The organism is Symbiobacterium turbinis (assembly GCF_055383075.1).
Genome location: NZ_AP042433.1, coordinates 3520533 through 3540847 on the forward strand (window position 1 = coordinate 3520533; position 20315 = coordinate 3540847).

Below are 20315 nucleotides of genomic sequence, written 5' to 3' on the forward strand. Positions count from 1 at the left end.
TCCGGCCGCTTTGGCGTCGGATGTCTAGTGGGCGTCCTGCGCGTCCGCAGCGCCGGATTGCCCGGCGGGCCGGTCCCCGTCGGAGGGCCCGTGTTCATCGGCAGGCTCGATCGAGTCGATGAGCACGGTCCGGGTCTGGCCGTCCCAGCCGACCTTCATGCCGAAGGCCTCGGCGATGGCACGGGCAGGAACCATGGTGTGGCCGTCCACGTTGCGGGCCGGCGCCTGCAGGGGATCCAGCCGCTTGCCGTTGAGGACGGGCACGGGGTCGTCGATCGTGAGCCGCAGCTCCGTGCCGTCCTTCCGGGCAATGGCCGTGCGGGTCTTCGCATCCCAGTCCACCTGGGCGCCCAGTGCCTCGGTGATGGCCCGGAAGGGGACCAGGACCGTGTCGTGTTCATTCACCGGCTGCTTGACGAAGTCCAGGACCCGGCCGTCCAGCTTCACCTTGACGGTGGAGGCGTCGAACCGGAACTCCCGCTCGGCGGCCAGGTTACCGGCCTTGTCGAACGCCTTCACCGTGAGCGTGTGCTCCCCGGTGAGGCCGGTCAGGTCGATGTCGGCGGTGTAGGGAACCTGGTAGCTGGTCGCCACCCGGTCGCCGTCCAGCCAGTACTCCACCCGGCCGAGGCCGCGGTCGCCCAGCCACACGTAGCTGGCCACGCGGGTCTTGCCGTGCAGGGTGGCTTCTTCGATGGGGTGCCAGTAGGTCTCCGGGACCTGGTCGAGGCCGGAGAGGTACCAGTCGTCGGCGATGGCCTCGCGGACGGCGTTCAGGAGGGGCTCGCTCTGCGACATGGTGTAGGCCGCCTTGTCGCCGGTCCGCGGATTGTTGAAGTGGCCCACCATCTTGATGCGCGGATAGACCATGGGGAGGTACGCATAGACGTAGCGGGCCGTCTGGGCCGCCCACTCGGAGGAGTCGTAGATGGGGAGACCTTCCTCCCTGGCGGCGGGAGTGTTGTTGGAGTGGTTGTAGCCCGTCTCCGCGATCATGATGGGCTTCCGGTCCGCAAAGCGCTCGTAGATCTCCTTGAACTTATCCAGCGGATTCGCCTTCTGGCCCTGGTAGTACAGGCCGTTCATCATGTCGCTCTGGTTCATATCGGCCAGGAAATAGGCGTCGTGGTACGCGCTGACGCCGACCCAGTCGACCCACTCGTCGCCCGGGTAGTAGGGCATGTAATCGGCGCCCACGTAGTTGGGGGCCCAGACCATCGCCACGTTGGGCGCTTCCTCCCGCATGATGCGGGCCACCAGCCGGAACTTCTGCTTGTACAGCTCGGGGTCGCCGTACCACTTGACCCAGCTGCCGTTCATCTCATTGCCGAAACGGAGGTAGACCGGCTGGCCGTACTCGGCTAGCTCCCTGGCGTAGGCGCGCACCACGGACTCGGTTACGGAGTTCAGCCCGTATTCGGGCTGCCAGGCGATCTGCAGCGGGACGCCGGTCTCGAGGACCTTGGTGGACACGTTGAGGTAGTCGTACGCGGCCACCGTGTTGTAGACCATGACCATGCCGTACGGCTTGCCGTACGTGGCCGCAGCTCTGTCCAGGTCGTCGTAGACGGCGGGATCCCGGTCAACGGTCCCTCCGATCAGCGCGCCGAACGGGGGCTCGTGCTTGGCCAGGTTCGTGGGCTCCAGGCCGGCCGTGGGACGGGCCACGAACACCTCCAGCCGCGGGATGATCTGCTCCATACGCATCCGGTCCCAGCGCATCCAGTCTTCCCGTTCGTTGGTGCCTGCCAGTTCGTCGGCCTTCTCCCAGCAGTAAATCTCTTTCTGGTAGTAGGCGATGGCCCCGTCGTACTCGCCCCACTGATCGAGGGCCCGGGCGATCTTCTGGGCATAGACCCCGCACATGTTGAATTCGCCGCTGTCCTCGATGAGCGGAAGCGCCTGTTTCCACTCGGCGACGGCGGTTTGCAGGTCGCCGGCCTGTTCGGCGGCGTTTCCGCGATCCACGTATGGCCAGTAGCTGCTGGCTTCCGCGCGCGGCACGCCGGCCAGGGCGATAAATGCAGCAAGTATGATGGCGATGAAGCGACGCAACGATAACCCTCCGATCTTCCATTTGTTTTCGAACAGCATAATAGGTTCATCACCGGGCGGAGAGTTCCCTCCATCGACGGCCGGCACGCCGGCGGCAGAGAAAGGCCAGGAGCCTGCCCTGGCTCCTGGCCTGCGGTGCGCACTGCTGCATCAATAGGACCCGGCATCGGCGGGCGGCCGGGCGCAGACGACCGCCCGGTCTTCGCCGGTCACCATCGCCTGAAAGGCGCACATGGAAGTCCACGGGAAGACGGTCAGGCGCGGCAGGGTGTACCGGTCGCTGCCCCGCTCAACCATCCCCTCTGCTACGGTGAAGCCAAGGTCAAAGCCGTCGCCCGCCACCGCCGCCACGACCTCCTCATCGTAGGCGCCGTAGGGATAGGCATAGGCACGGGCGGGTGCGATTCCGTGATCCTGGAACGCACGTGCAAGCCTTGACGAGTCCGCCTGAATCTGCTCCCGATCCCACACGGTGAGGACGGCCTGACCGTCTGCCAGGTAGTGCGCATCGTAGGTGTGGGACTGCAGATCCAGGCGGCCGGCCTCCTGCATCTCGCGGATGTCGTCCCAGGTAATGTAGTCGTAGATGCCGGGGCGCGTCCCGACCTTGCCGGCCGTCAGGAAGAGCGTCATCTTCAGGCCGTACTCCCGCAGGATCGGGTAGGCATGCTCATAGACGGAGCGGTAGCCGTCATCAAACGAGATCAGAACCGGCTTGGGCGGCAGGGCGCCATCCGCCAGCAGCCAGGCCGCCAGCTGACCTGTGTCGATGGCGGTGTAGCCGTTTTCCGCCAGCCAGGCCATCTGGGCCGCGAAGGCCGCGGGGCTGATCACGGCCCCGTTGATCCCGTCTGCCTCAGGGTCCAGGTGGTGATAGAGGAGAACGGGGACCCGTTCCGGGGCTGCGTCCTCAGGGGGAGGCTCGGGGAGTTCCGGCGCCTGAGAGGGTGACGACACTGCAGGGACCGTACTGGGCTGAACCGGTGCGTCCGCTGGGGCTGGCTGCATACCGAGGAGCGCGATCATCAAAATACTCGTCTTAAGCACAAAAAGACCTCCAGCAGGTGGGAATGGCTCGCTGTCGGGAGCAGGGCGGGCGCCGTGCAACAGTCCACAGCGAGAGGAGCCACCCCCGCGACCGCTGAGGGCCTGTGCAGGTGTTCGCTGCTGAACCGTGCCTGTGAGTTTCGTTTACCGTTGAGTTTCTTTACATGAGTTTCTTTACCGTAGGCGAACATCCTGCATGTGTTCTGATCATGTTTTGATGTTCCAGGGCAGGTGGCATTCGCCGGCCGCCGTGGTTCAGATCCCCTTGACACGCCAGGCCTGAGTTGCTAGCATCTATTGCTAGCGAGGAACGGGAGGAGTACCCGCCAGCCGGCTCCGGCAGAGAGCCCTGTACTTGGTGCGAGCAGGGCGGGCAGGCACGGGGAAGGGCGCCCGGGAGCGAAAACCGCATCACGGCAGAGGTGGGCGCCCGCCCGGGCGCCAATCAGGGTGGAACCGCGGGAGCACGCAGAGGCTCTCGTCCCTGGCCACATGCATGGGGTGGCCCGGGGCGAGAGCCTTTTCGCATCGGCCCCCCGGTTGCGAAGGAGGACCGCACATGTACTTTCAGGATCTCGTCCTGACCCTGGACAAGTTCTGGGCCGAGCAGGGGTGCATCATCCAGCACCCGTACGACATCGAGAAGGGCGCCGGCACTTTCAACCCCAGCACCTTCTTCCGGGCCCTGGGGCCCGAGCCGTGGAACGTGGCCTACATCGAGCCCTGCCGCCGCCCGGCCGATGGCCGCTACGCCCAGAACCCGAACCGCATGCAGCACTACTTCCAGTACCAGGTGATCATGAAGCCGTCTCCGGAGAACATCCAGGAAATCTATCTGGAGATGCTGGAGCGCATCGGCATCGACCCCCGGAAGCACGACATCCGCTTCGTGGAGGACAACTGGGAGGCGCCGAGCCAAGGCGCGTGGGGCCTGGGCTGGGAGGTCTGGTGTGACGGCATGGAGATCACCCAGTTCACCTACTTCCAGCAGGTGGGCGGCTTTGAGTGCAAGCCCGTCTCCGTTGAGATCACGCTGGGACTGGAGCGGCTGGCCTCGTACATTCAGGGCGTGGACAACGTCTGGGACATCATGTACAACGAGCACCTGCGCTACGGCGACGTGTTCGAGCGCTCCGAGTGGGAGCACTCGGTCTACAACTTCGAGCAGGCCGACACCCAGATGCTGTTCCAGCTCTACGGCATGTACGAGGCTGAGGCCAAGCGGCTGCTGGCCCTGGACCCGCCGCTGGTCCACCCGGCTTACGACTACATCCTCAAGTGCTCGCACACCTTCAACCTGTTGGACGCCCGCGGCGCCATCGCCGTCAGCGAGCGGCAGGGGTACATCCTCCGTGTGCGCAACCTGGCCCGGGCGGCGGCGAAGGCCTACATCGAGATGCGGGAGTCCCTGGGCTTCCCGCTCCTGAAGCCGCTGGCGGAGCGGCCCACCTGGGCGTCGCGCTTCGGCGCCGGCGGGCGGGGCCCCGGCCCCGATCCGAAGGGCCAGCCCCAGACTGCGGAGGGAGGGAAGTAGCCATGGCTGAGACCCGCAACCTCATTCTCGAGATCGGCACCGAGGAGATTCCCGCCCGGTTCTGCGCGCCGGCCCTGGAGCAGCTGAAGGCGAACGCGGCCCGGGTCCTGGAGGAGGCCCGGCTCGATTACGAGCTGGTCGACGTCTTCGGCACCCCGCGCCGCCTGGTGCTGTACGTGCGCAACCTCGCCGTGCAGCAGCGCGACGTGGTGATGGAGGTGAAGGGGCCGCCGAAAAAGATCGCCTTCGACGCCGAAGGCAACCCCACCGTGCCCGCCCGGAAGTTCGCCGAGGGGCAGGGGGTGGCGGTGGAGGACCTGGAGGTCCGCCCCGATGAGAAGGGCGGCGAGTACCTGTACGCCCGCAAGCTGATCACGGGAGAGCCGGTGGAGACCGTGCTGCCGCCGCTGCTGAGCGGCCTGGTCACGTCGATCCACTGGCCGAAGGCCATGCGCTGGGCAGACCGTGAGATCCGCTACGCCCGGCCGATCAAGTGGATTCTGGCCATGCTGGGCGACTGGAGGGTGCCGTTTGACGTGGACGGCATCGAAACGGTGAACACCACCCGGGGCCACCGCGTGCTGGGCCCGGCTGAGCCGATCCAGGTGAAGGACGCCGACGAATACTTTGTGAAGGTCAATGGCGCCTACGTCATGGTGGATCAGGGCGCGCGCAAGCAGGACATCTGGCACCAGGTGACCGCCGCGGCGGCCCGGCTGGGCGGTCACGTGCGGCGCGACGAGGACCTGCTGGAGGAGCTGACCTGGCTGGTGGAGCAGCCCACCGCCTTCGCGGGCTCCTTCGACCCGGCGTACCTGGAGGTTCCCGCCGAGGTGCTGGTGACCACCATGAAGGAGCACCAGCGCTACTTCCCCGTATACAAGGCGGAGGACTCCGACGAGCTGCTGCCCTACTTCATCGGGGTGCGCAACGGCGGCGAGGAGCACCTGGACATCGTGCGGGCAGGCAACGAGAAGGTGCTGGCCGCCCGGCTGGCCGACGCGCGCTTCTTCTGGGACGAGGACCGCAAACAGCCCCTGGAGGCGTTCAACGCCCGGCTGAAGGAGGCCGTGTTCCAGGAGAAGCTGGGCACGCAGTTCGAGCGGGTCGAGCGGCTGGTCGCCCTGGCGCGGCCGATCAGCCAGGCGCTGGGCCTGCCGCCCGCCGAGCAGGAGCAGGCCGCGCAGGCCGCCTGGCTCTGCAAGGCCGACCTCATGACGCGGATGGTCTTCGAGTTCCCGGAGGTCCAGGGCTACATGGGCAAGCAGTACCTGCTGCAGCAGGGTGGCGATCCCGCCGTGGCCGAGGCGATCTACGAGCACTACCTGCCCCGCGGCGCGGGCGACGACCTGCCGCGCACCGGCCCGGGCATCGCCGTCGCCCTGGCGGACAAGCTCGACACCCTGGCGGGCTACTTCTCCATCGGCATGATTCCCACCGGCTCACAGGACCCCTTCGCCCTGCGCCGCGCCGCCCAGGGCGTGGTGCAGACCCTGGTGGAGAACGGGCTGCGGGTTGACCTGACCAAGCTGGCCTCGCTGGCGATCGAGCAGTACAAGCTGCCTGGCGAGGACGCCGTCAAGACCCAGAACGAGCTGATGGAGTTCTTCCGGGCGCGGCTGAAGGTGCTGCTGGAGCAGCGGGAGATCCGGTACGACGTCATCGACGCCGTGCTGGCCGCGGGCTACCGCGACGTCACCGACGTCGTCCACCGGGCGGAGGCCCTTTCCGCCGTGATGGAGGAGCCGGAGTTCGCCGCTGTGACGGGCGCGTTCAAGCGCGTCGCCAACCTCGCAGGCAAGGCGAACGAGGCGGGGGCGGTGAGCGCGGACATCGACCCCGAGCTGTTCACCGAGCCGGCCGAGCGGGAGCTCTACGGCGCCTTCGTGGACCTGCGGCCCGAGATGAAGCGGGCCTACGACGCCGGCGACTACCGGGGCTTCTACCGGATGGCCACCCGCCTGAAGGCGCCCGTGGACGCCTTCCTGGACACGGTGCGGGTGAACGTGGACGACGACAAGGTGCGGGCGAACCGCTACGCCCTGCTCCAGGCCCTGGGCGGCCTGCTGTCGGCTCCGGCCGACCTGGGCAAGTTGGCGGGGTAGCCACGAAATGACCAGGCCCGAGGCCCGTTGGTTTATGCCAACGGGCCTCGGGCTGTCTTGATCGGTGATGGTTGGCGAGCTCGCGGGCAGGGTTGGCCCGGTGGCTTTCGGGCTGGCGAGCGGGCAGAATGTGCACTTTTCTTCGTGTGGCGAAGGTATTTTCTGCCCGGAACGAGCCGGGAAAGCGGTTGGCCCCGGGGTGGTGAGCCGGCTGGTGAGCCTTTGGGCGTGGCGCCGGGCTGGCGAGCGGGCGGAATGTGCACTTTTCTTCGGATGGCGAAGGTATATTCTGCCCGCAACGAGCCGGGAAAGCGGTTGGTCCCGGGGTGGTGAGCCGGCTGGTGAGCCTTTGGGCGTGGCTTTCGGGCCGGCGAGCGGGCAAAATGTGCATTTTTCTTCGGATGGCGAAGGTATATTCTGCCCGGAACGAGCCAGGAGACCGGCTGGGTTAGGTTACAATCAGAGGTGAGGACCTGCCCAGCCGCCGACCGGCTCGAGCAGTATGCCGATCTGGTGCTTCAGCTCAGAATACGCCTGAACGCTGTGCTCCCTCAGCGCGCGGTCGATGGCACCGTACAGACCGGGGTTGGTCCGGGAGAGGAGTTCCATCGCTTCTTTGTGGCGAGGCTGCCACTGACCCTGGAAGGAGGAGGCGCTGGGCACGGTGAGAATGACCAGGAGGGAGCAGATGTAGGGCTGGCTTTCCAGCGGCGACTGAAGCAGGTCAACCACCAGTTCTGTGATGTGCCGGCGGCGAGTTTCCATCCATGCTGTGTTCAACTGCGGCCCTTGGTCATGGAGAGTGCGCACTTCGGACATGAGCCGCAAGCTGATACCGTCCGGGTCGGCCAGGGGCATGCTGCCCGCGAGCAGCGATATGTTGGCGCCCAGCGGCGTGGAGACCTCCCTCTCCAGGACGGCCCGCCATGCCGACTCTGACCCGGTCGTCCAGTGGACCTCCACGCCCCGGCGCGTCTCCCTGCGAATCGTCCAGGGACCGTCGTCGATCACCAGCACATCCAGATCGGTCGTCGGGGGCTTCAGCTTTCCGCTGACCGCGGATCCGCCCAGCAAGACCGCCTTCACGGGCCTCTACCAAAGCTCGTCCAGGATGTCTCTGAGGACCAGGTCATAGGGGGCGGGCAATTTCGGCCACACGATTGTCCCTCCATGAATATGTTTTGCGAACGTATATTCGCCTCTCGCTTCGCCGGCTCCTCCTGCCCCGCGACACCAACCTGCGAGAGATGGCAACCCGCCACTGGATGCCCGGCCCGGTGCCCCCTGCAGTACATCCCGAAGGAGGCCTCCGCCATGACCCAGCCCGTCACGTTCCCGCCAGTGCTTTTCAAGGCCCAGAAGCAGCCCGAGATCGTCGAAGTGCCCGACACCTGGTGCCTCACCCTGAGCGGCGTCGGCGCGCCCGAGAGCCCGGAGTTCAAGCAGGCCATCGAGGCGCTCTACGGCCTGGCCTACACCCTGAAGTTCCAGCAGAAGGCCGCCGGCCAGGACTTCAAGGTGCCGCCCCTGGAGGGGCTGTGGTGGACAGATCCGCCCGAGGCGTTTGCCCGGACCCCGCGCGACCAGTGGCAGTGGCAGCTGCTGATCCGCATGCCTGAGGGGCTTACCGCAGCGCAGGTGGCCGCCGCCCGTACCCAGGCGGCGGCCAAGAAGCAGAATCCCCGGATTCTCGACGTGCGGTTCGAGCGCTTTGCGGAAGGCACGGCTGCGCAGGTGCTCCACGTGGGCCCCTTCTCCGAGGAGGGACCGGTGATCGAGCGGCTGCACGCCTTCATTGCCGAGCAGGGGTACAGGCCCCGGGGGCACCACCACGAAGTCTACCTCTCCGACTTCCGGCGCACTGCGCCGGAGCGGCTGAAGACCATCCTGCGGCAGCCGGTGGAGCCCGCCACCTAGATCGTCGCCCGGCCGCCGTACGCCATGGATGCGGCCGCCCAGTTCATCACCCGGCTGCCGTGCGCCATGGATGCGGCCGCCCAGTTCATCACCCGGCTGCCGTGCGCCATGGATTCGGCCGCCCAGTTCATCACCCGGCCGCCGTGCGCCACGGATGCGGCTGCTCAGTTCATCACCCGTCCGCCGTCCACCACCAGCGTCTGGCCCGTGATGAAGGCTGCGGCCGGAGAGAGCAGCCACAGCACCGCGTCGGCCACCTCGGCGAAGGTGCCCATGCGGCGGAGCGGGGTCTGGGCCTTCATCGCCTCCAGGGCCGGCGCAGGCAGGGCCCGGGCCAGCGGCGACTCGATGGGCCCCGGCGCCATGCAGTTCACCCGGATGCCCAGCGGCCCCCACTCCCGGGCGGCAGACCGGGTGAGCCCCACCAGCCCCGCCTTCGCGGCCGCGTAGGCGGGGCCGAACGCGCCGCCGTTGAAGCTGACCACCGAGCCGACGTTGACGACCGCCGGATCCCGGCCCTGCCGCAGCAGCGGCAGGGCCGCCCGCATTACGTAAAAGGGGCCGCTCAGGTTCGCCGCCAGCACCGCGGCCCACTGGTCCGGGCCGATCTGCTCCCACGGGAGCACCGGGGCAACGCCGGCGTTGTTGACCAGCAGGTCCAGCCCGCCCCAGGCGTCGCGCACGTGTGCGACCAGGGACTCGGCCTCTTCGGGCTGCGCGAGGTCGGCGGAGAGCACCAGCGACTGCCGCCCCGAGGCCTGCACGGCGGCTGCGGTCTGCACGGCGCCGGCCCGGTCCCTGTGGTAGTGAATCGCCACGTCCGCCCCCGCCTCCGCCAGCCGGCGGGCCACCTCCGCGCCCAGCCCCTTCGAGGCGCCGGTCACCAGGGCTCTCTTCCCGTCCAGCCCAACGGAACCGCCGGTCACGGATGGCTTGCCGCTCAGGTCCACGGGATCACCGCCTCCCGAAAGGCCTTGGCCGTGAAGAGGAAGTCCGCCAGGCGGCCCTTGTGGGGGGCCCCGGGCTCGGTGTGCCACGGCGGGATCGGGCCGACAAACAGCTTCTGAATCGCCGTCTCCCTGAGGCAGCGCCGGACAAGCGCTGCGTCTTTCGTGAGCAGCGTTACCGCCAGGGAGCCCCGGAGCAGCGGCAGGGGGTCGGCGTCCTCCGGGAGACGCGCCGCGGTCGCCCACGGAGCCGGAAGCTCCATGCCGAAGCGGGGGTCCGCGGGATCGACGTCCAGGACCAGCCCGGGGCGCACGAAGGTGAGGCCGTCCGCCTCCACGGCGCCGGCGGGGGTCTGCCGGGCCGCCGCGAAGTCCTTCCATGCGGGCACCCGCGCCTCCGGATCCAGCGGGTCCAGCAGGGGAAGCCGGTTCAGCCGTTCTGCCACCGCCTCCAGCAGGCCAGGGGCCTCGCCGCGCAGCAGCAGGGCGCTGGCACAGGTGCACTTGCGCCCGCCGTCGTGGAGGATGCACTCCACCAGGAACCCGACCGGGTCCTCCGGCCCCGCCGCTCCGCCCGCCGAAGTCGCCCCGGCCTCCTGGGACCGGGCCGGGGGGCCGGCGGAGTTGACGGCGTTGGCATCAACCAGCACCTTCGACCGGCCCGGCCCGTTGAAGAGCACCCGGGGATCGCGCCCCAGAAGGGACGCCAGGGCAGGCCCCCCGTAGGCAACCGTCCGGTCGCAGTGCTCCACCAGGGCGGGCACCAGGTCGTGGCCGCCGGGCAGGAGGGCGATGCGTTCTACGGGGAAGCCTGCCTCCCTGAGGGCCAGCAGCACCCGCCAGGGGGTGAAGGGGTCGTCGGCGCCGGGCCGGATGGCCACCGCCCAGCCCATCGCCAGGGCCAGCACCCAGGTCAGGTGGACCGCCGGGTGGTTGGACGGCGCGACAAACCCCAGCACCCTTCCCACCGGCACCCAGCCGCAGCACTTGCCTGGTGCGGGCTCGATCCGGTTGGTCATGAAAGGCTCCAGGGAGCCGCCGGGCGCCTGCCACCGGAGCGCGCCCCGCACCTCCGCCATCCCGGCAGCCAGCTCGGCCAGCGCCTGGCGGCTGTCAGCGATGGGTGCGCCCGTGGCCAGGGTGACCAGGCGGGCGTGCTCATCCGGCGAGCAACCCCCGAGCTCGGCCGTGTCCAGCAGCCGGCCGGCCGCGGCGATCGCGTCCCACAGGGCGGGGAGGTCGCTATGCTCTTCCGCCGCCTCCCGCAGCTCCCGGACCGCACGGTGGACGAGCAGCGACGGGGCCGCAGCCACCCTGGCCAGGGGCGCCCCCCGGTAGTCGCGCAGCACGCGCACATCCAGGCTGGTGCGCTCGCGCCCGCCCCGCCAGATGGGAATCTCCCGCACCTCAGTACACCCCCTCGACCCGTGCGCCGCCGCCGTCCAGCGGCGCGACCTCCGCCAGCTCATCCCACGCGGCCGACCCCGGCCACGCCACCCGCACGGCCCGGTCCCGCTCCAGGTGCCAGGGCAGGAAGAGCTCCCGGTTCAGCAGGCTGATGCGCACCTGGCCCGCCTCGCCCGGCGCGACCCGGCGGGCGGGATTCTGCGGATCGACCACGCGCACCACCGCCGCCGGCCCTGGCGGGGAGAAGACGCAGTTGTGGGCGTCGCCCTCCCGGCGCGGGCGCTGGCAGGCGATGCCCATCAGGGTGTTGCCGTACCAGCCCACGAAGCGCGCCTCCGGCAGCAGCTCTTCCTCCAGCAGGCGCAGCCCCTCGGGCGAGAGCGAGGTGCCGAACCAGATGATGCCCTTCACCCGCGCCGCCAGTAAATCATACGCCTCCGGGTGTTCGCACAGAGCCTGAAGCAGGGGCGGGGTGGCCGAGAGCGCCTCTACCTGCTGGGTCCTGAGCACCGCCAGGGCCTGCTCCACCAGGTGGGCGGTGTAGCGCCGGGCCTCGTCGGCGCGGCCCTCCCGGTAGAGCCGCTTCACCCAGCGGGGGTCCAGGTCGACCGTGTGGTAGAGCATCCCCCGCAGCCGGGCGAGCCGGGCCACGTTGGTGCCGACCAGGTGGGGGCCGGTGGGCCCCAGGTGAAGCCACGCGGGCCGGGATGTGCCGGCCCGGTGGATCGGGCCGGGCCCCAAAGCGGGATCTCGCGGGCCAGGGGAGTCGACCGGCAGGGTGGCGGCGTCGGAGCGCGGGAAGCCGTGTTCGTCCAGCATCCGGTCGACCCGCAGGATTCCCCGGGTGCGCTCTTCGGCGTCGACGATGCGTGTGGGCGGCCCGGTCGTCCCGCCGGTCTCCCACACGTCGAACGCCGCGTTGCAGCCCCGCGGGATGAGGTCGCCGGCGGGAATGTAGCGCCACTCCTCGGCCACGGCGGGGAAGCGGGCCAGGTCGTCGAACCCCCGCACTTCCGAGAGGGGGTCGAAGGACAGGTCCGCCGCCTTGCGCAGCCAGTACGGGGAGCCGGTGTCCGGGCTGAAGTGCCAGCGCACGATCTCCCGCACGTGCGCGTCAAGCTCCGCCGGCGTCATCACCGGCCATCACCTCCTCGGGGGGCGGGAGCGCGGCGCCGGCCGCGGCCAGGGCCCGCTGCGCCTTGGACATGCACTCGCGCCATTCTGCCGCGGGGTCGCTGCCCGGCACCAGCCCGGCGCCCGCGCGCACCAGCGCGGTGCCGCGCGCCAGGGCCAGGCTGCGGATGGTGAGCCAGAGCTGCAGGTCGCCGCCGGGCAGCACGGCGCCGACGGCGCCGGCGTACCAGCCCCGCGGGAACGGCTCGAGCCTGTCGATCAGCGCCCGCGCCTCCTCCCGGGGGATGCCGCCCACCGTCCCGGCAGGGAAGCAGGCGGCCACGAGCTGGGCCGGCGTCGCATCGGGCCTGAGGGTGCCCGAGAGTCGGGAGGCCAGATGGACCAGGCCCGGGTGCCGCTCCAGCCCCATGAACGCTTCAACGGCGACGGTCTCGGGCACGCAGACCGCCGCCAGGTCGCGGCGCGCCTGCTCCACGGCCACGGCGTGCTCCTCCCGGTCCTTGGCGCTGCCGGTGAGCTCCGCCGCGCGGTCCGTCGGACGGGTGCCGGCCAGCAGGTGCATGCGGGCCTGGCGCCCTTCCAGGAACACCAGCGGCTCGGGCGAGAGGCCGATCAGGGTTTCCCCGCCCGGACCGCCGTGCAGCAGAAAGCCCAGCCCCGGGGGATTGCCGGCCGTCAGCCGCCGGTAGACCGTGAGCGGCGGCAGGGAGCAGGGGGCGGCCCAGGGTACCGAGAGGATCACCTTGGTCACCTGGCCGCTCTCCATTGCAGCGAGGGCCTGGCGCACCGCGGCGGCGTAGGCCGGGTACGGCCACAGGGGGGTGGCGGCGGTGAGGTCGTCAGCGCCAGGGGCTGTGGGCGGGCGGCCGCGCACGATGACCGCGGGCAGATCCCCGCGCACCCAGAGATCGCCGGCCTCCGGGTCGAAGAGCGCCGCGGCGCCGGGGGTCCAGAAGCGGCCGCGGCCGTCCCAGTCCAGCCGGCCCACCGCCGCGCCCAGAAGCGGCGGGGCCTCCGGGGGCAGGGGGATCCGGCCGGCCGCCCTGCACGCCTCGGCGATGCTCTCGGCGTGCGCCGCCGGTGCCCACGCCACCAGGGTCACTCTGCGGCCCGACCATGTCAGCCCGTCCAGCAGGGCCACGGGGCCGGGGCCCAGGGCGGCGGCCAGGTCGGCGGCGCCCCAGGCGGGCAGGGGCAGGCGGCGGACGGGTTCAGGCTTCGCCATTCGGGCCACCTCCCGCGAATGCCGGCCGGCCCTCCACCGCCAGGGCCCGGACCGGCGCCGCCTCGGCGCCCTCGACCAGCATCGGCGCCGCCATGAGCCAGACGTAGGGGCCGGCGAGGGCTTTCAGATTGCAGAGGTACTCCAATATGGGTATGTCGGCTTCCAGGAGCCGGCGGTGCACCGGGAACGCCCTATCGCCGGGCTCCTCGGTGAGGAAGTCCAGCCCCACCAGCGCCGCGCCCTGCTCCACGCACCAGTCGGCGGCGCTGGGGGCCAGGTAGGGGGGCTTCTGCCAGAAGTCCGGGTCGCCCCAGTGGCGGTCGACGTAGTCGGTGCGCAGCAGCAGCCTGAGGCCGGGGCGCATCCGGCCCTGGGCGGCGGCCTCCAGGTGGTCGGCGGTGACGGGCTCGTAAAGGCCGCGGTGCGTCAGGTCGAGCACCAGCGCAGGCCCGATGAAGCGCTCGGGCTCCAGTTCGTCCACGTTCCTGCCGCCGGGCACGAAGTGGCTGGGGGCGTCCACGTGAGTGGCGTTGTGGGGGTTGAGCACGAACTGGCTGAAACGCCGCCCGTGGCCGGTGGGGTCGGTCTCGGGCGTCATGAGCGGGCGGATCTCCACCGTCTTGTACCAGGAGGTTCCGTACGCCGGCATGCCGTGGCTGTAGCCCAGTGTCAGGTCGATGACGCGCAAGGGGGCACCTCCTCCGCGGATGGCTGTGGTCCGGGACGGCCCGGGCGGGCCGCTCGCCATACTATGCAGGTGCGACGGCGCCGGTCCCGCGCATATCCATGTCGGAGGAGAGGGGGATAAGGTGGCGGTGCAGGTGGGGTTCATGACGCCCGCAGAGTGGCCCTGGGTGGCATCCCGCGCGGCGGCCACGGCCTGGGCCCACGTGGATCCTGCGCTGAAGGCGTGGGTCAGCCCGCAGGCGGTGGCCGCGCGGGCTCAGCAGAGCCTGCGCGCTCTGCTCTCCCGGCCCGGCAGCGCTGCGCTGGTGGCGCGCGAAGGCGGCGCCGCCGCCGGCTACCTGGTGGTGGCGCTGGTGCCCGACGAGCTGACGGGCCTCCCGACCGGGCTTTTCTACGACATCTTCGTGGAACCGGCCCACCGGGGCTCCGGCGTCAGCCATCTGCTGACCGCCGCCGGCGAGGCCCACTGCCGGGCGCACGGGGCGCGGCTCGTCCGGCGGTACGTCGACCCCGGGAACGTGCCGTCCCTCCGGCATGCCTTGCGGGACGGCTGCCGGGTCGACCGGCTCTCGCTGGTGAAGCCGCTGTGACCCGGGGAAGGAGTTGTGGAAAGAAGGGCGTGATGACGTGCTGAACCATCGCGCGGCGGGGCTTACGGACGCGCAGGCGGTGGCGCTCTACCGCTGGATGCTCCTCACCCGGCGGCTGGATGAGCGGCTGTCGGTCCTGCAGCGCGCCGGCGCCATTCCGCTGGCGGTCTCCAGCCGGGGGCACGAGGCGGCCCAGGTGGGCGCCGCCCTGGCCTTCGAGCGGGGGGTGGACTGGTGGTTCCCCTACTACCGGGATCTGGGGGCCGTGCTGGTGGCCGGCACCACGCCGCTGGACGTGATGCTGTCCGCGTTCGGACGCGCGGCCGATCCGGCCTCGGGCGGCCGCCAGACGCCGTACAACTGGGGCGACCGGCGGCTGAACATCGTCGCGCGCTCGGCGCCGGTGGGGGTGCAGATCCCGCAGGCGGTGGGTGCGGCGCAGGCGGCGGTCCGCCGGGGCGACCGGACGGTGGTCTACTGCAGTTTCGGCGAGGGCGCCGCCTCCCAGGGCGACTTCCACGAGGGGCTGAACTGGGCGGCGCTCTACCGCCTGCCGGTGATCTTCCTCTGCCAGAACAACGGCTGGGCGATCTCGGTGCCGGCCGAGCGCCAGGTGGCGGGCGGCAGCATCGCCGCGCGGGCGGTGGGTTACGGCATGGAAGGGATCCGTGTCGACGGGACGGATCCGTTTGCGGTCTACGCCGCGGTGCGCCGGGCCGTCCTGCGGGCGCGGGCCGGCGGCGGGCCTGCGCTGATCGAGGCCCGCGTCCACCGGCTCGATCCCCACACCTGCGACGACAACCACGCCACCTACCGGACTGCGTCGGAGCTGGCCGCGGCGCGGCAGCAAGATCCGCTGCCGGCGGTGGCAGACTACCTGCGCAGGGCCGGCCTCCTGCCCGAGGAACGCGCGGCGGACCTGGAGCGGGCCGTCGCCGCCGAGATCGACGCGGCGGAGGCGCAGTCCAGGGCGGCGCCCCTGCCCCGGGGCGAAGACACCCTGGGCGGGGTCACAGCGCCACCCGCTCCAGGGCATCCTTGACCTTGCCGAGAAAGCCGATCATCTCTGCCCCGTCCACCGCCCGGTGGTCGGCCGTGAGCGCGAGATACATCATCGGCCGGATCGCCAGCTGGTCGTCCTCGGTGACGACGGGCCGCTTCTTGATGGCCTCGAAAGCGAGAATCCCCACGTTGGGCGGCTGGATGATGGGCGTGCCGAAGAGGGTCGCCCCCCAGCGGCCCGTGTTGGTGATGACGAACGTGTGGCCGGACAGATCCTGCGGCGTCACCAGCCCGGCCCTGGCTTTCTGCGTCTGGAGGTGGATGGCCCGGGCCAGCTCCCAGAAGCTCATCCGCTCGGCCGAAGGGACCGAGGGCAGCAGCACGCCCCCGGGAACGCTGGTGGCGATGCCGAGGTTGATGTACCGCGGGATGACGAACCCCTGCGGGGTGAGCGTCGCGTTCATGATCGGGTAGGCCTTCAGGGCCCGCACGGTGGCGGCGGCGAAGAAGGGAAGGTATGTCAGGGGCATGCCCAGGTGGCGCTCAGCCAGGGGCTTCAGCGACTCCCGCACCGCAACGAGCCCCGTCGCGTCGACCTCCGCCACCACGGTGACGGGGGCGGTGGTCCGCTGGGCGTGCTCCAGGTTGAGCATGGAGACCCGGCGGATCTGGCTCAGGGGCAGGGTGACGACGGGGGGGAACGGCGGTCCCCCCATGGCCAGGGGGTTGTCAGGCGTGCCGCCGGGCACCGTGAGGCCGGCCGGCGCCCCGGGTGTGGGGCTGGCAAACAGCTGCACCGAAACTCCTCCCCTCGCACGCGGACTCTCGCATCAGCATATGACGCTTCCGCCGGGGCGTCTCCGGAGCCCGCGCTGCATGGGAGCGCGATAGACGCTTTCTTGAACTGCGATTGAAAACATCATGAGCCTTCTGGCCCTACAGCCACAGGGGCTGGGGGAGGATTGGCTGAGTTCGCAGGCGAAATTTATAAACGAATGTACAGTGACGAAGTTGGATGTGCATTCGGGAACAAGCAGGGAGGGCTCAGATGGGCGCTAAGCCGGTCATCTTCATCGTTTCGGACTCCGTCGGCGAGACGGCCGACCTGGTGACGCGCGCCGCACTGGCCCAGTACGGCCGGCAGGGCGTGGAAATTCGCAGGTTCCCCATGATCGACGATGCCCGTTCGCTCCGGGAGGTGATAGACGCAGCTCGCCAGCAGCCCACCCTGATTGTTTATACCATCGTGGTTCCTGAGATCCGCAGCGAGCTCCAGCGGCTGGTTGACATGTGGGATATACCCGCTGTGGACATTATGGGGCCCATGCTGGACGGGATGACCCGGTTGCTCGGGGCGCCCGAACGGCTGGAGCCCGGACGCATGCACCGCTTGGATGATGAGTATTTCCGCCGCATTGAGGCGGTGGAGTTCGCGGTGAAGTACGACGACGGCAAGGATCCCCGCGGTTTCCTGCGGGCCGATGCCGTGCTGATCGGCGTTTCCCGTTCTTCCAAGACCCCGGTGTCGATGTACCTCGCCCACCGGCGGTACAAGGTGGCGAACCTTCCGCTGGTGCCAGAGGTCAGCCTGCCCAAGGAGCTCTTCCTCGTCCCGCCCCACAAGGTGGTTGGCCTGCGGGTCAGCCCCGAGAAGCTCCATCAGATCCGCGAGGAGCGCATCAAGACCATCGGCCTTAGATCAGACGCAAACTACTCGAACATGGAGAGAATCCTCCAGGAGTTGGACTACGCCGAGTCGGTCTTCAAGAAGGTTGGTTGCGCGGTGATTGATGTGACGAACAAGGCGGTTGAAGAGACGGCGGTCCGGGTCCTGGAAATCATCAACCGAGGGGTGAATTTCGGTGACTAAGAAGTGGGTGTATCTGTTCGAAGAGGGTCGGGCAGACATGCGGATGCTGCTGGGCGGCAAGGGCGCCAACCTGGCTGAGATGACGGTCATCGGGCTGCCGGTGCCCCCGGGCTTCACCATCACCACGGAGGTCTGCCTGGAGTACCAGAAGACCAAGCGCCTGGCCCCCGAAGTCGTGGAGCAAGTCGACGCTGCCCTGGCCGCACTGGAGCAGAAGACGGGCAAGAAGTTCGGCGATACCCGCAACCCCCTGCTGCTCTCGGTTCGCTCCGGCGCCCCCGTGTCCATGCCGGGCATGATGGATACCGTTCTCAACCTGGGGCTGAACGACGAGACCGTGCAGGCCATGGCGGAGCTCACCAACAACGAGCGGTTCGCCTGGGACTCCTATCGCCGGTTCATTCAGATGTTCGGCAACGTCGTGCTGGGCATCGAACTGCACAACTTCGAGTCGATCCTGGAGGCCCACAAGCGGCGCCACGGGTTCACCCAGGACATCGAACTGCAGGCCGAGCACTTCAAGGCGATTGTGCCGGAGTACAAGGCCGTGGTGGAGAAGCACACCGGCAAGCCCTTCCCCACCGATCCCCGCGCGCAACTCATGGCGGCCATCAACGCCGTCTTCGAGTCGTGGGACAACCCGCGGGCGCAGGTCTACCGGCGCATCAACAAGATTCCCGACACCCTGGGCACGGCCGTCAACGTGCAGGTGATGGCCTTCGGCAACATGGGCGATGACTGCGCCACGGGCGTCTGCTTCACCCGCAACCCCAACTCGGGCGTCGACGAGTTCTACGGCGAGTACCTGCCCAACGCCCAGGGCGAGGACGTGGTCGCGGGCATCCGCACCCCGTACCCGATCTCGCACCTGAAGGAGACCATGCCCGAGGTCTACCAGCAGCTCTATGATCTCTGTGAACTGCTAGAGTCGCACTACAAGGATATGCAGGATATTGAGTTCACCGTGGAGCGGGGCAAGCTGTGGATGCTGCAGACCCGCGCCGGCAAGCGGACGCCGGTCGCCGCCATCAAGATCGCCGTCGACCTGGTCAAGGAAGGCAAGATCTCGAAGGAGCAGGCGATTCTGCGGGTCGATCCCGAGCAGGTCGACAAGATCCTGCACCCGGCCATCGACCCCTCGGCCAAGCTGGACATCCTGGCCAAGGGCCTGGCCGCCTCGCCCGGCGCCGCCTCCGGCGTCTGCGTCTTCGACCCGGACCGGGCCGTCAAGATGGCCGGCGAGGGCAAGAAGGTCATCCTGGTGCGCCCGGAGACCTCGCCGGATGACATCCACGGCATGGTCGTCGCCCAGGGCATCCTCACCTCCCGCGGCGGCATGACGTCGCACGCCGCCATCGTCTCCCGCGGCATGGGCAAGCCCTGCGTCGTCGGCTGCGAGGCCATCAAGGTCGACCTGGAGGCCCGGGAGTTCACCGTGAACGGCCGCGTGATCAGGGAAGGCGACGTCATCTCCATCGACGGGGCCTCCGGCAACGTGATCGCGGGCGAGGTGCCCGTGGTGGATCCCGAGCTCTCGCCGGAGTTCCGCACCCTGCTGAGCTGGGCGGACGAGATCCGCACCATGGGCGTGCGGGCGAACGCCGACACGCCGGCAGACGCCGCCAGGGCCCGCGAGTTCGGCGCCGAGGGCATCGGCCTCTGCCGCACGGAGCACATGTTTGGCCAGGGCGGGCACAAGCCCGAGCGGATGGCGATGGCCCGCGAGATGATTCTCGCCGAGACCACCGAAGAGCGGCTCGCGGCCCTGGAGAAGCTCGAGAAGGAGCAGCGCGAGGACTTCTACGAGATCTTCAAGGCGATGAACCCGTTCCCGGTGACCATCCGCCTGCTGGATCCGCCGCTGCATGAGTTCCTGCCCGACGAGGAGGAGCTGGCCATCGAGGTGGCCCTGCTGCGGGAGCGCGGCAACGGCGGCGCCGAGCTGCGCGAGAAGGAGGCCCTGCTGAAGAAGGTCCGGGCCCTCTCCGAAATCAACCCGATGCTCGGCTTCCGGGGCTGCCGCCTGGGCATGATCTACCCCGAGATCTACGAGATGCAGGTCCGGGCCATCTTCGAGGCCGCCGCGCAGTGCAATAAGGAAGGCATGCAGGTCGAGCCCGAGATCATGCACCCGCTGGTCAGCATCGTCACCGAGCTCTCCTTCCTGCGCGAGATGACCGACCGGGTCGCCCGCGAGGTCATGGAGAAGCACGGCGTCACCTTCAAGTACATGGTGGGCACGATGATCGAGGTGCCGCGGGCGGCCGTGACGGCCGACGAGATCGCGGAGCACGCGCAGTTCTTCTCCTTCGGCACCAACGACCTGACCCAGACGACCTTCGGCTTCTCCCGCGACGACGCCGAGGGCAAGTTCCTGGCGCAGTACGTGGAGAAGAAGGTCCTGCCCGAGAACCCCTTCGTCACCCTCGACCGCAAGGGCGTGGGCAAGATGGTGGAGATCGCGTGCGAGCTCGGGCGCAAGGCCCGGCCCGACATCAAGCTGGGCATCTGCGGCGAGCACGGCGGCGATCCGGCCTCCATCGAGTTCTTCCAGAGCGTCGGCCTGACCTACGTCTCCTGCTCTCCGTACCGGGTCCCGGTGGCCCGGCTGGCGGCTGCGCAGGCGGCGGCCAAGGCCAGGGGCGAGCGCGCCACCTCCAGCACGGTGTAGCGAAGGCGAATGCCGGCAGGGTCCGCTTCCCGGTCGGGGGGCGGACCCTGACTGTGTGCCGGCGCTTCTTACCGAACACACGGAAGGAATCATGCCCCTGATTGTCGAAAACTAGAAGGCACGC

General features: G+C 69.3%; 17 protein-coding genes. 7 read left to right on the plus strand and 10 right to left on the minus strand.

Annotated elements, in window-relative coordinates:
• Positions 1-24: 24 nt before the first annotated feature.
• Together ACZ45O_RS17035 and ACZ45O_RS17040 are read right to left on the minus strand one after the other, a co-directional pair.
• Positions 25-2055: a stalk domain-containing protein gene (locus ACZ45O_RS17035; protein WP_464854622.1), complete on the minus strand. Its 2031-nt coding sequence runs from the start codon at positions 2053-2055 to the stop codon at positions 25-27.
• Between the two features lie 150 nt (positions 2056-2205).
• Positions 2206-3012, minus strand: a complete 807-nt coding sequence (locus tag ACZ45O_RS17040) for a polysaccharide deacetylase family protein (RefSeq protein ID WP_464854624.1) — start codon at positions 3010-3012, stop codon at positions 2206-2208.
• Between the two features lie 649 nt (positions 3013-3661).
• Between ACZ45O_RS17040 and glyQ the strand changes: the two genes are divergently transcribed.
• A complete protein-coding gene (gene glyQ / locus ACZ45O_RS17045) occupies positions 3662-4636 on the plus strand; it encodes a glycine--tRNA ligase subunit alpha (RefSeq protein ID WP_464854626.1) in 975 nt (324 codons plus the stop codon).
• A gap of 2 nt (positions 4637-4638) precedes the next feature.
• Entirely contained in the window at positions 4639-6741 is a 2103-nt protein-coding gene (glyS, locus tag ACZ45O_RS17050; protein ID WP_464854627.1) for a glycine--tRNA ligase subunit beta, read from the plus strand.
• A gap of 459 nt (positions 6742-7200) precedes the next feature.
• Here glyS and ACZ45O_RS17055 read toward each other — a convergent pair whose 3' ends face one another.
• Positions 7201-7827 carry a hypothetical protein gene (locus tag ACZ45O_RS17055; protein ID WP_464854629.1) on the minus strand — a complete coding sequence of 209 codons (627 nt, stop codon included), beginning with the start codon at positions 7825-7827 and terminating at the stop codon, positions 7201-7203.
• Between the two features lie 228 nt (positions 7828-8055).
• Here ACZ45O_RS17055 and ACZ45O_RS17060 point away from each other — a divergent pair, with 228 nt between their 5' ends.
• Positions 8056-8658: a GyrI-like domain-containing protein gene (locus ACZ45O_RS17060; protein WP_464854630.1), complete on the plus strand. Its 603-nt coding sequence runs from the start codon at positions 8056-8058 to the stop codon at positions 8656-8658.
• On the opposite strand, the gene ACZ45O_RS17065 is transcribed toward ACZ45O_RS17060, so the two are convergent.
• From ACZ45O_RS17065 to ACZ45O_RS17090, 6 genes are read right to left on the minus strand one after another with little or no spacing between them, the layout of a single operon-like run.
• Positions 8655-8810, minus strand: a complete 156-nt coding sequence (locus ACZ45O_RS17065) for a hypothetical protein (protein WP_464854631.1) — start codon at positions 8808-8810, stop codon at positions 8655-8657. The two genes, ACZ45O_RS17060 and ACZ45O_RS17065, sit on opposite strands and share 4 nt — an antisense overlap.
• Positions 8811-8822: 12 nt before the next feature.
• Complete coding sequence (locus ACZ45O_RS17070) at positions 8823-9608, minus strand: SDR family NAD(P)-dependent oxidoreductase (RefSeq protein ID WP_464854632.1); 786 nt, start codon at positions 9606-9608, stop codon at positions 8823-8825.
• Positions 9599-11011, minus strand: a complete 1413-nt coding sequence (locus tag ACZ45O_RS17075; RefSeq protein WP_464854634.1) for an aldehyde dehydrogenase family protein — start codon at positions 11009-11011, stop codon at positions 9599-9601. The genes ACZ45O_RS17070 and ACZ45O_RS17075 overlap by 10 nt, the downstream gene beginning before the upstream one ends.
• A 1-nt stretch (position 11012) precedes the next feature.
• Positions 11013-12149 carry a hypothetical protein gene (locus ACZ45O_RS17080; protein WP_464854636.1) on the minus strand — a complete coding sequence of 379 codons (1137 nt, stop codon included), beginning with the start codon at positions 12147-12149 and terminating at the stop codon, positions 11013-11015.
• The gene (locus ACZ45O_RS17085; RefSeq protein WP_464854637.1) at positions 12127-13371 is read right to left on the minus strand and encodes a chorismate-binding protein; all 1245 of its coding nucleotides are present in this window, start codon (positions 13369-13371) and stop codon (positions 12127-12129) included. Before ACZ45O_RS17085 ends, ACZ45O_RS17080 begins: the two co-directional genes overlap by 23 nt.
• Positions 13358-14059 carry a cyclase family protein gene (locus tag ACZ45O_RS17090; protein WP_464854639.1) on the minus strand — a complete coding sequence of 234 codons (702 nt, stop codon included), beginning with the start codon at positions 14057-14059 and terminating at the stop codon, positions 13358-13360. The genes ACZ45O_RS17085 and ACZ45O_RS17090 overlap by 14 nt, the downstream gene beginning before the upstream one ends.
• 121 nt (positions 14060-14180) lie before the next feature.
• Between ACZ45O_RS17090 and ACZ45O_RS17095 the strand changes: the two genes are divergently transcribed.
• Together ACZ45O_RS17095 and ACZ45O_RS17100 are read left to right on the plus strand one after the other, a co-directional pair.
• Positions 14181-14648 (plus strand): GNAT family N-acetyltransferase, encoded by a 468-nt coding sequence (locus tag ACZ45O_RS17095; RefSeq protein ID WP_464854641.1) that lies wholly within the window; start codon positions 14181-14183, stop codon positions 14646-14648.
• 37 nt (positions 14649-14685) lie between these two features.
• The gene (locus ACZ45O_RS17100) at positions 14686-15690 is read left to right on the plus strand and encodes a thiamine pyrophosphate-dependent dehydrogenase E1 component subunit alpha (RefSeq protein WP_464854642.1); all 1005 of its coding nucleotides are present in this window, start codon (positions 14686-14688) and stop codon (positions 15688-15690) included.
• Here ACZ45O_RS17100 and ACZ45O_RS17105 read toward each other — a convergent pair.
• Positions 15659-16447, minus strand: coding sequence for a 2-oxo acid dehydrogenase subunit E2 (locus ACZ45O_RS17105; RefSeq protein WP_464854644.1), 789 nt, complete (start codon positions 16445-16447; stop codon positions 15659-15661). The two genes, ACZ45O_RS17100 and ACZ45O_RS17105, sit on opposite strands and share 32 nt — an antisense overlap.
• A 251-nt stretch (positions 16448-16698) precedes the next feature.
• On the opposite strand from ACZ45O_RS17105, the gene ACZ45O_RS17110 reads away from it, so the two are divergent.
• Both ACZ45O_RS17110 and ppdK read left to right on the plus strand, forming a co-directional pair.
• The gene (locus ACZ45O_RS17110) at positions 16699-17520 is read left to right on the plus strand and encodes a pyruvate, water dikinase regulatory protein (protein WP_464854646.1); all 822 of its coding nucleotides are present in this window, start codon (positions 16699-16701) and stop codon (positions 17518-17520) included.
• Complete coding sequence (gene ppdK, locus ACZ45O_RS17115) at positions 17513-20191, plus strand: pyruvate, phosphate dikinase (RefSeq protein WP_464854647.1); 2679 nt, start codon at positions 17513-17515, stop codon at positions 20189-20191. The genes ACZ45O_RS17110 and ppdK overlap by 8 nt, the downstream gene beginning before the upstream one ends.
• Positions 20192-20315: the final 124 nt, after the last annotated feature.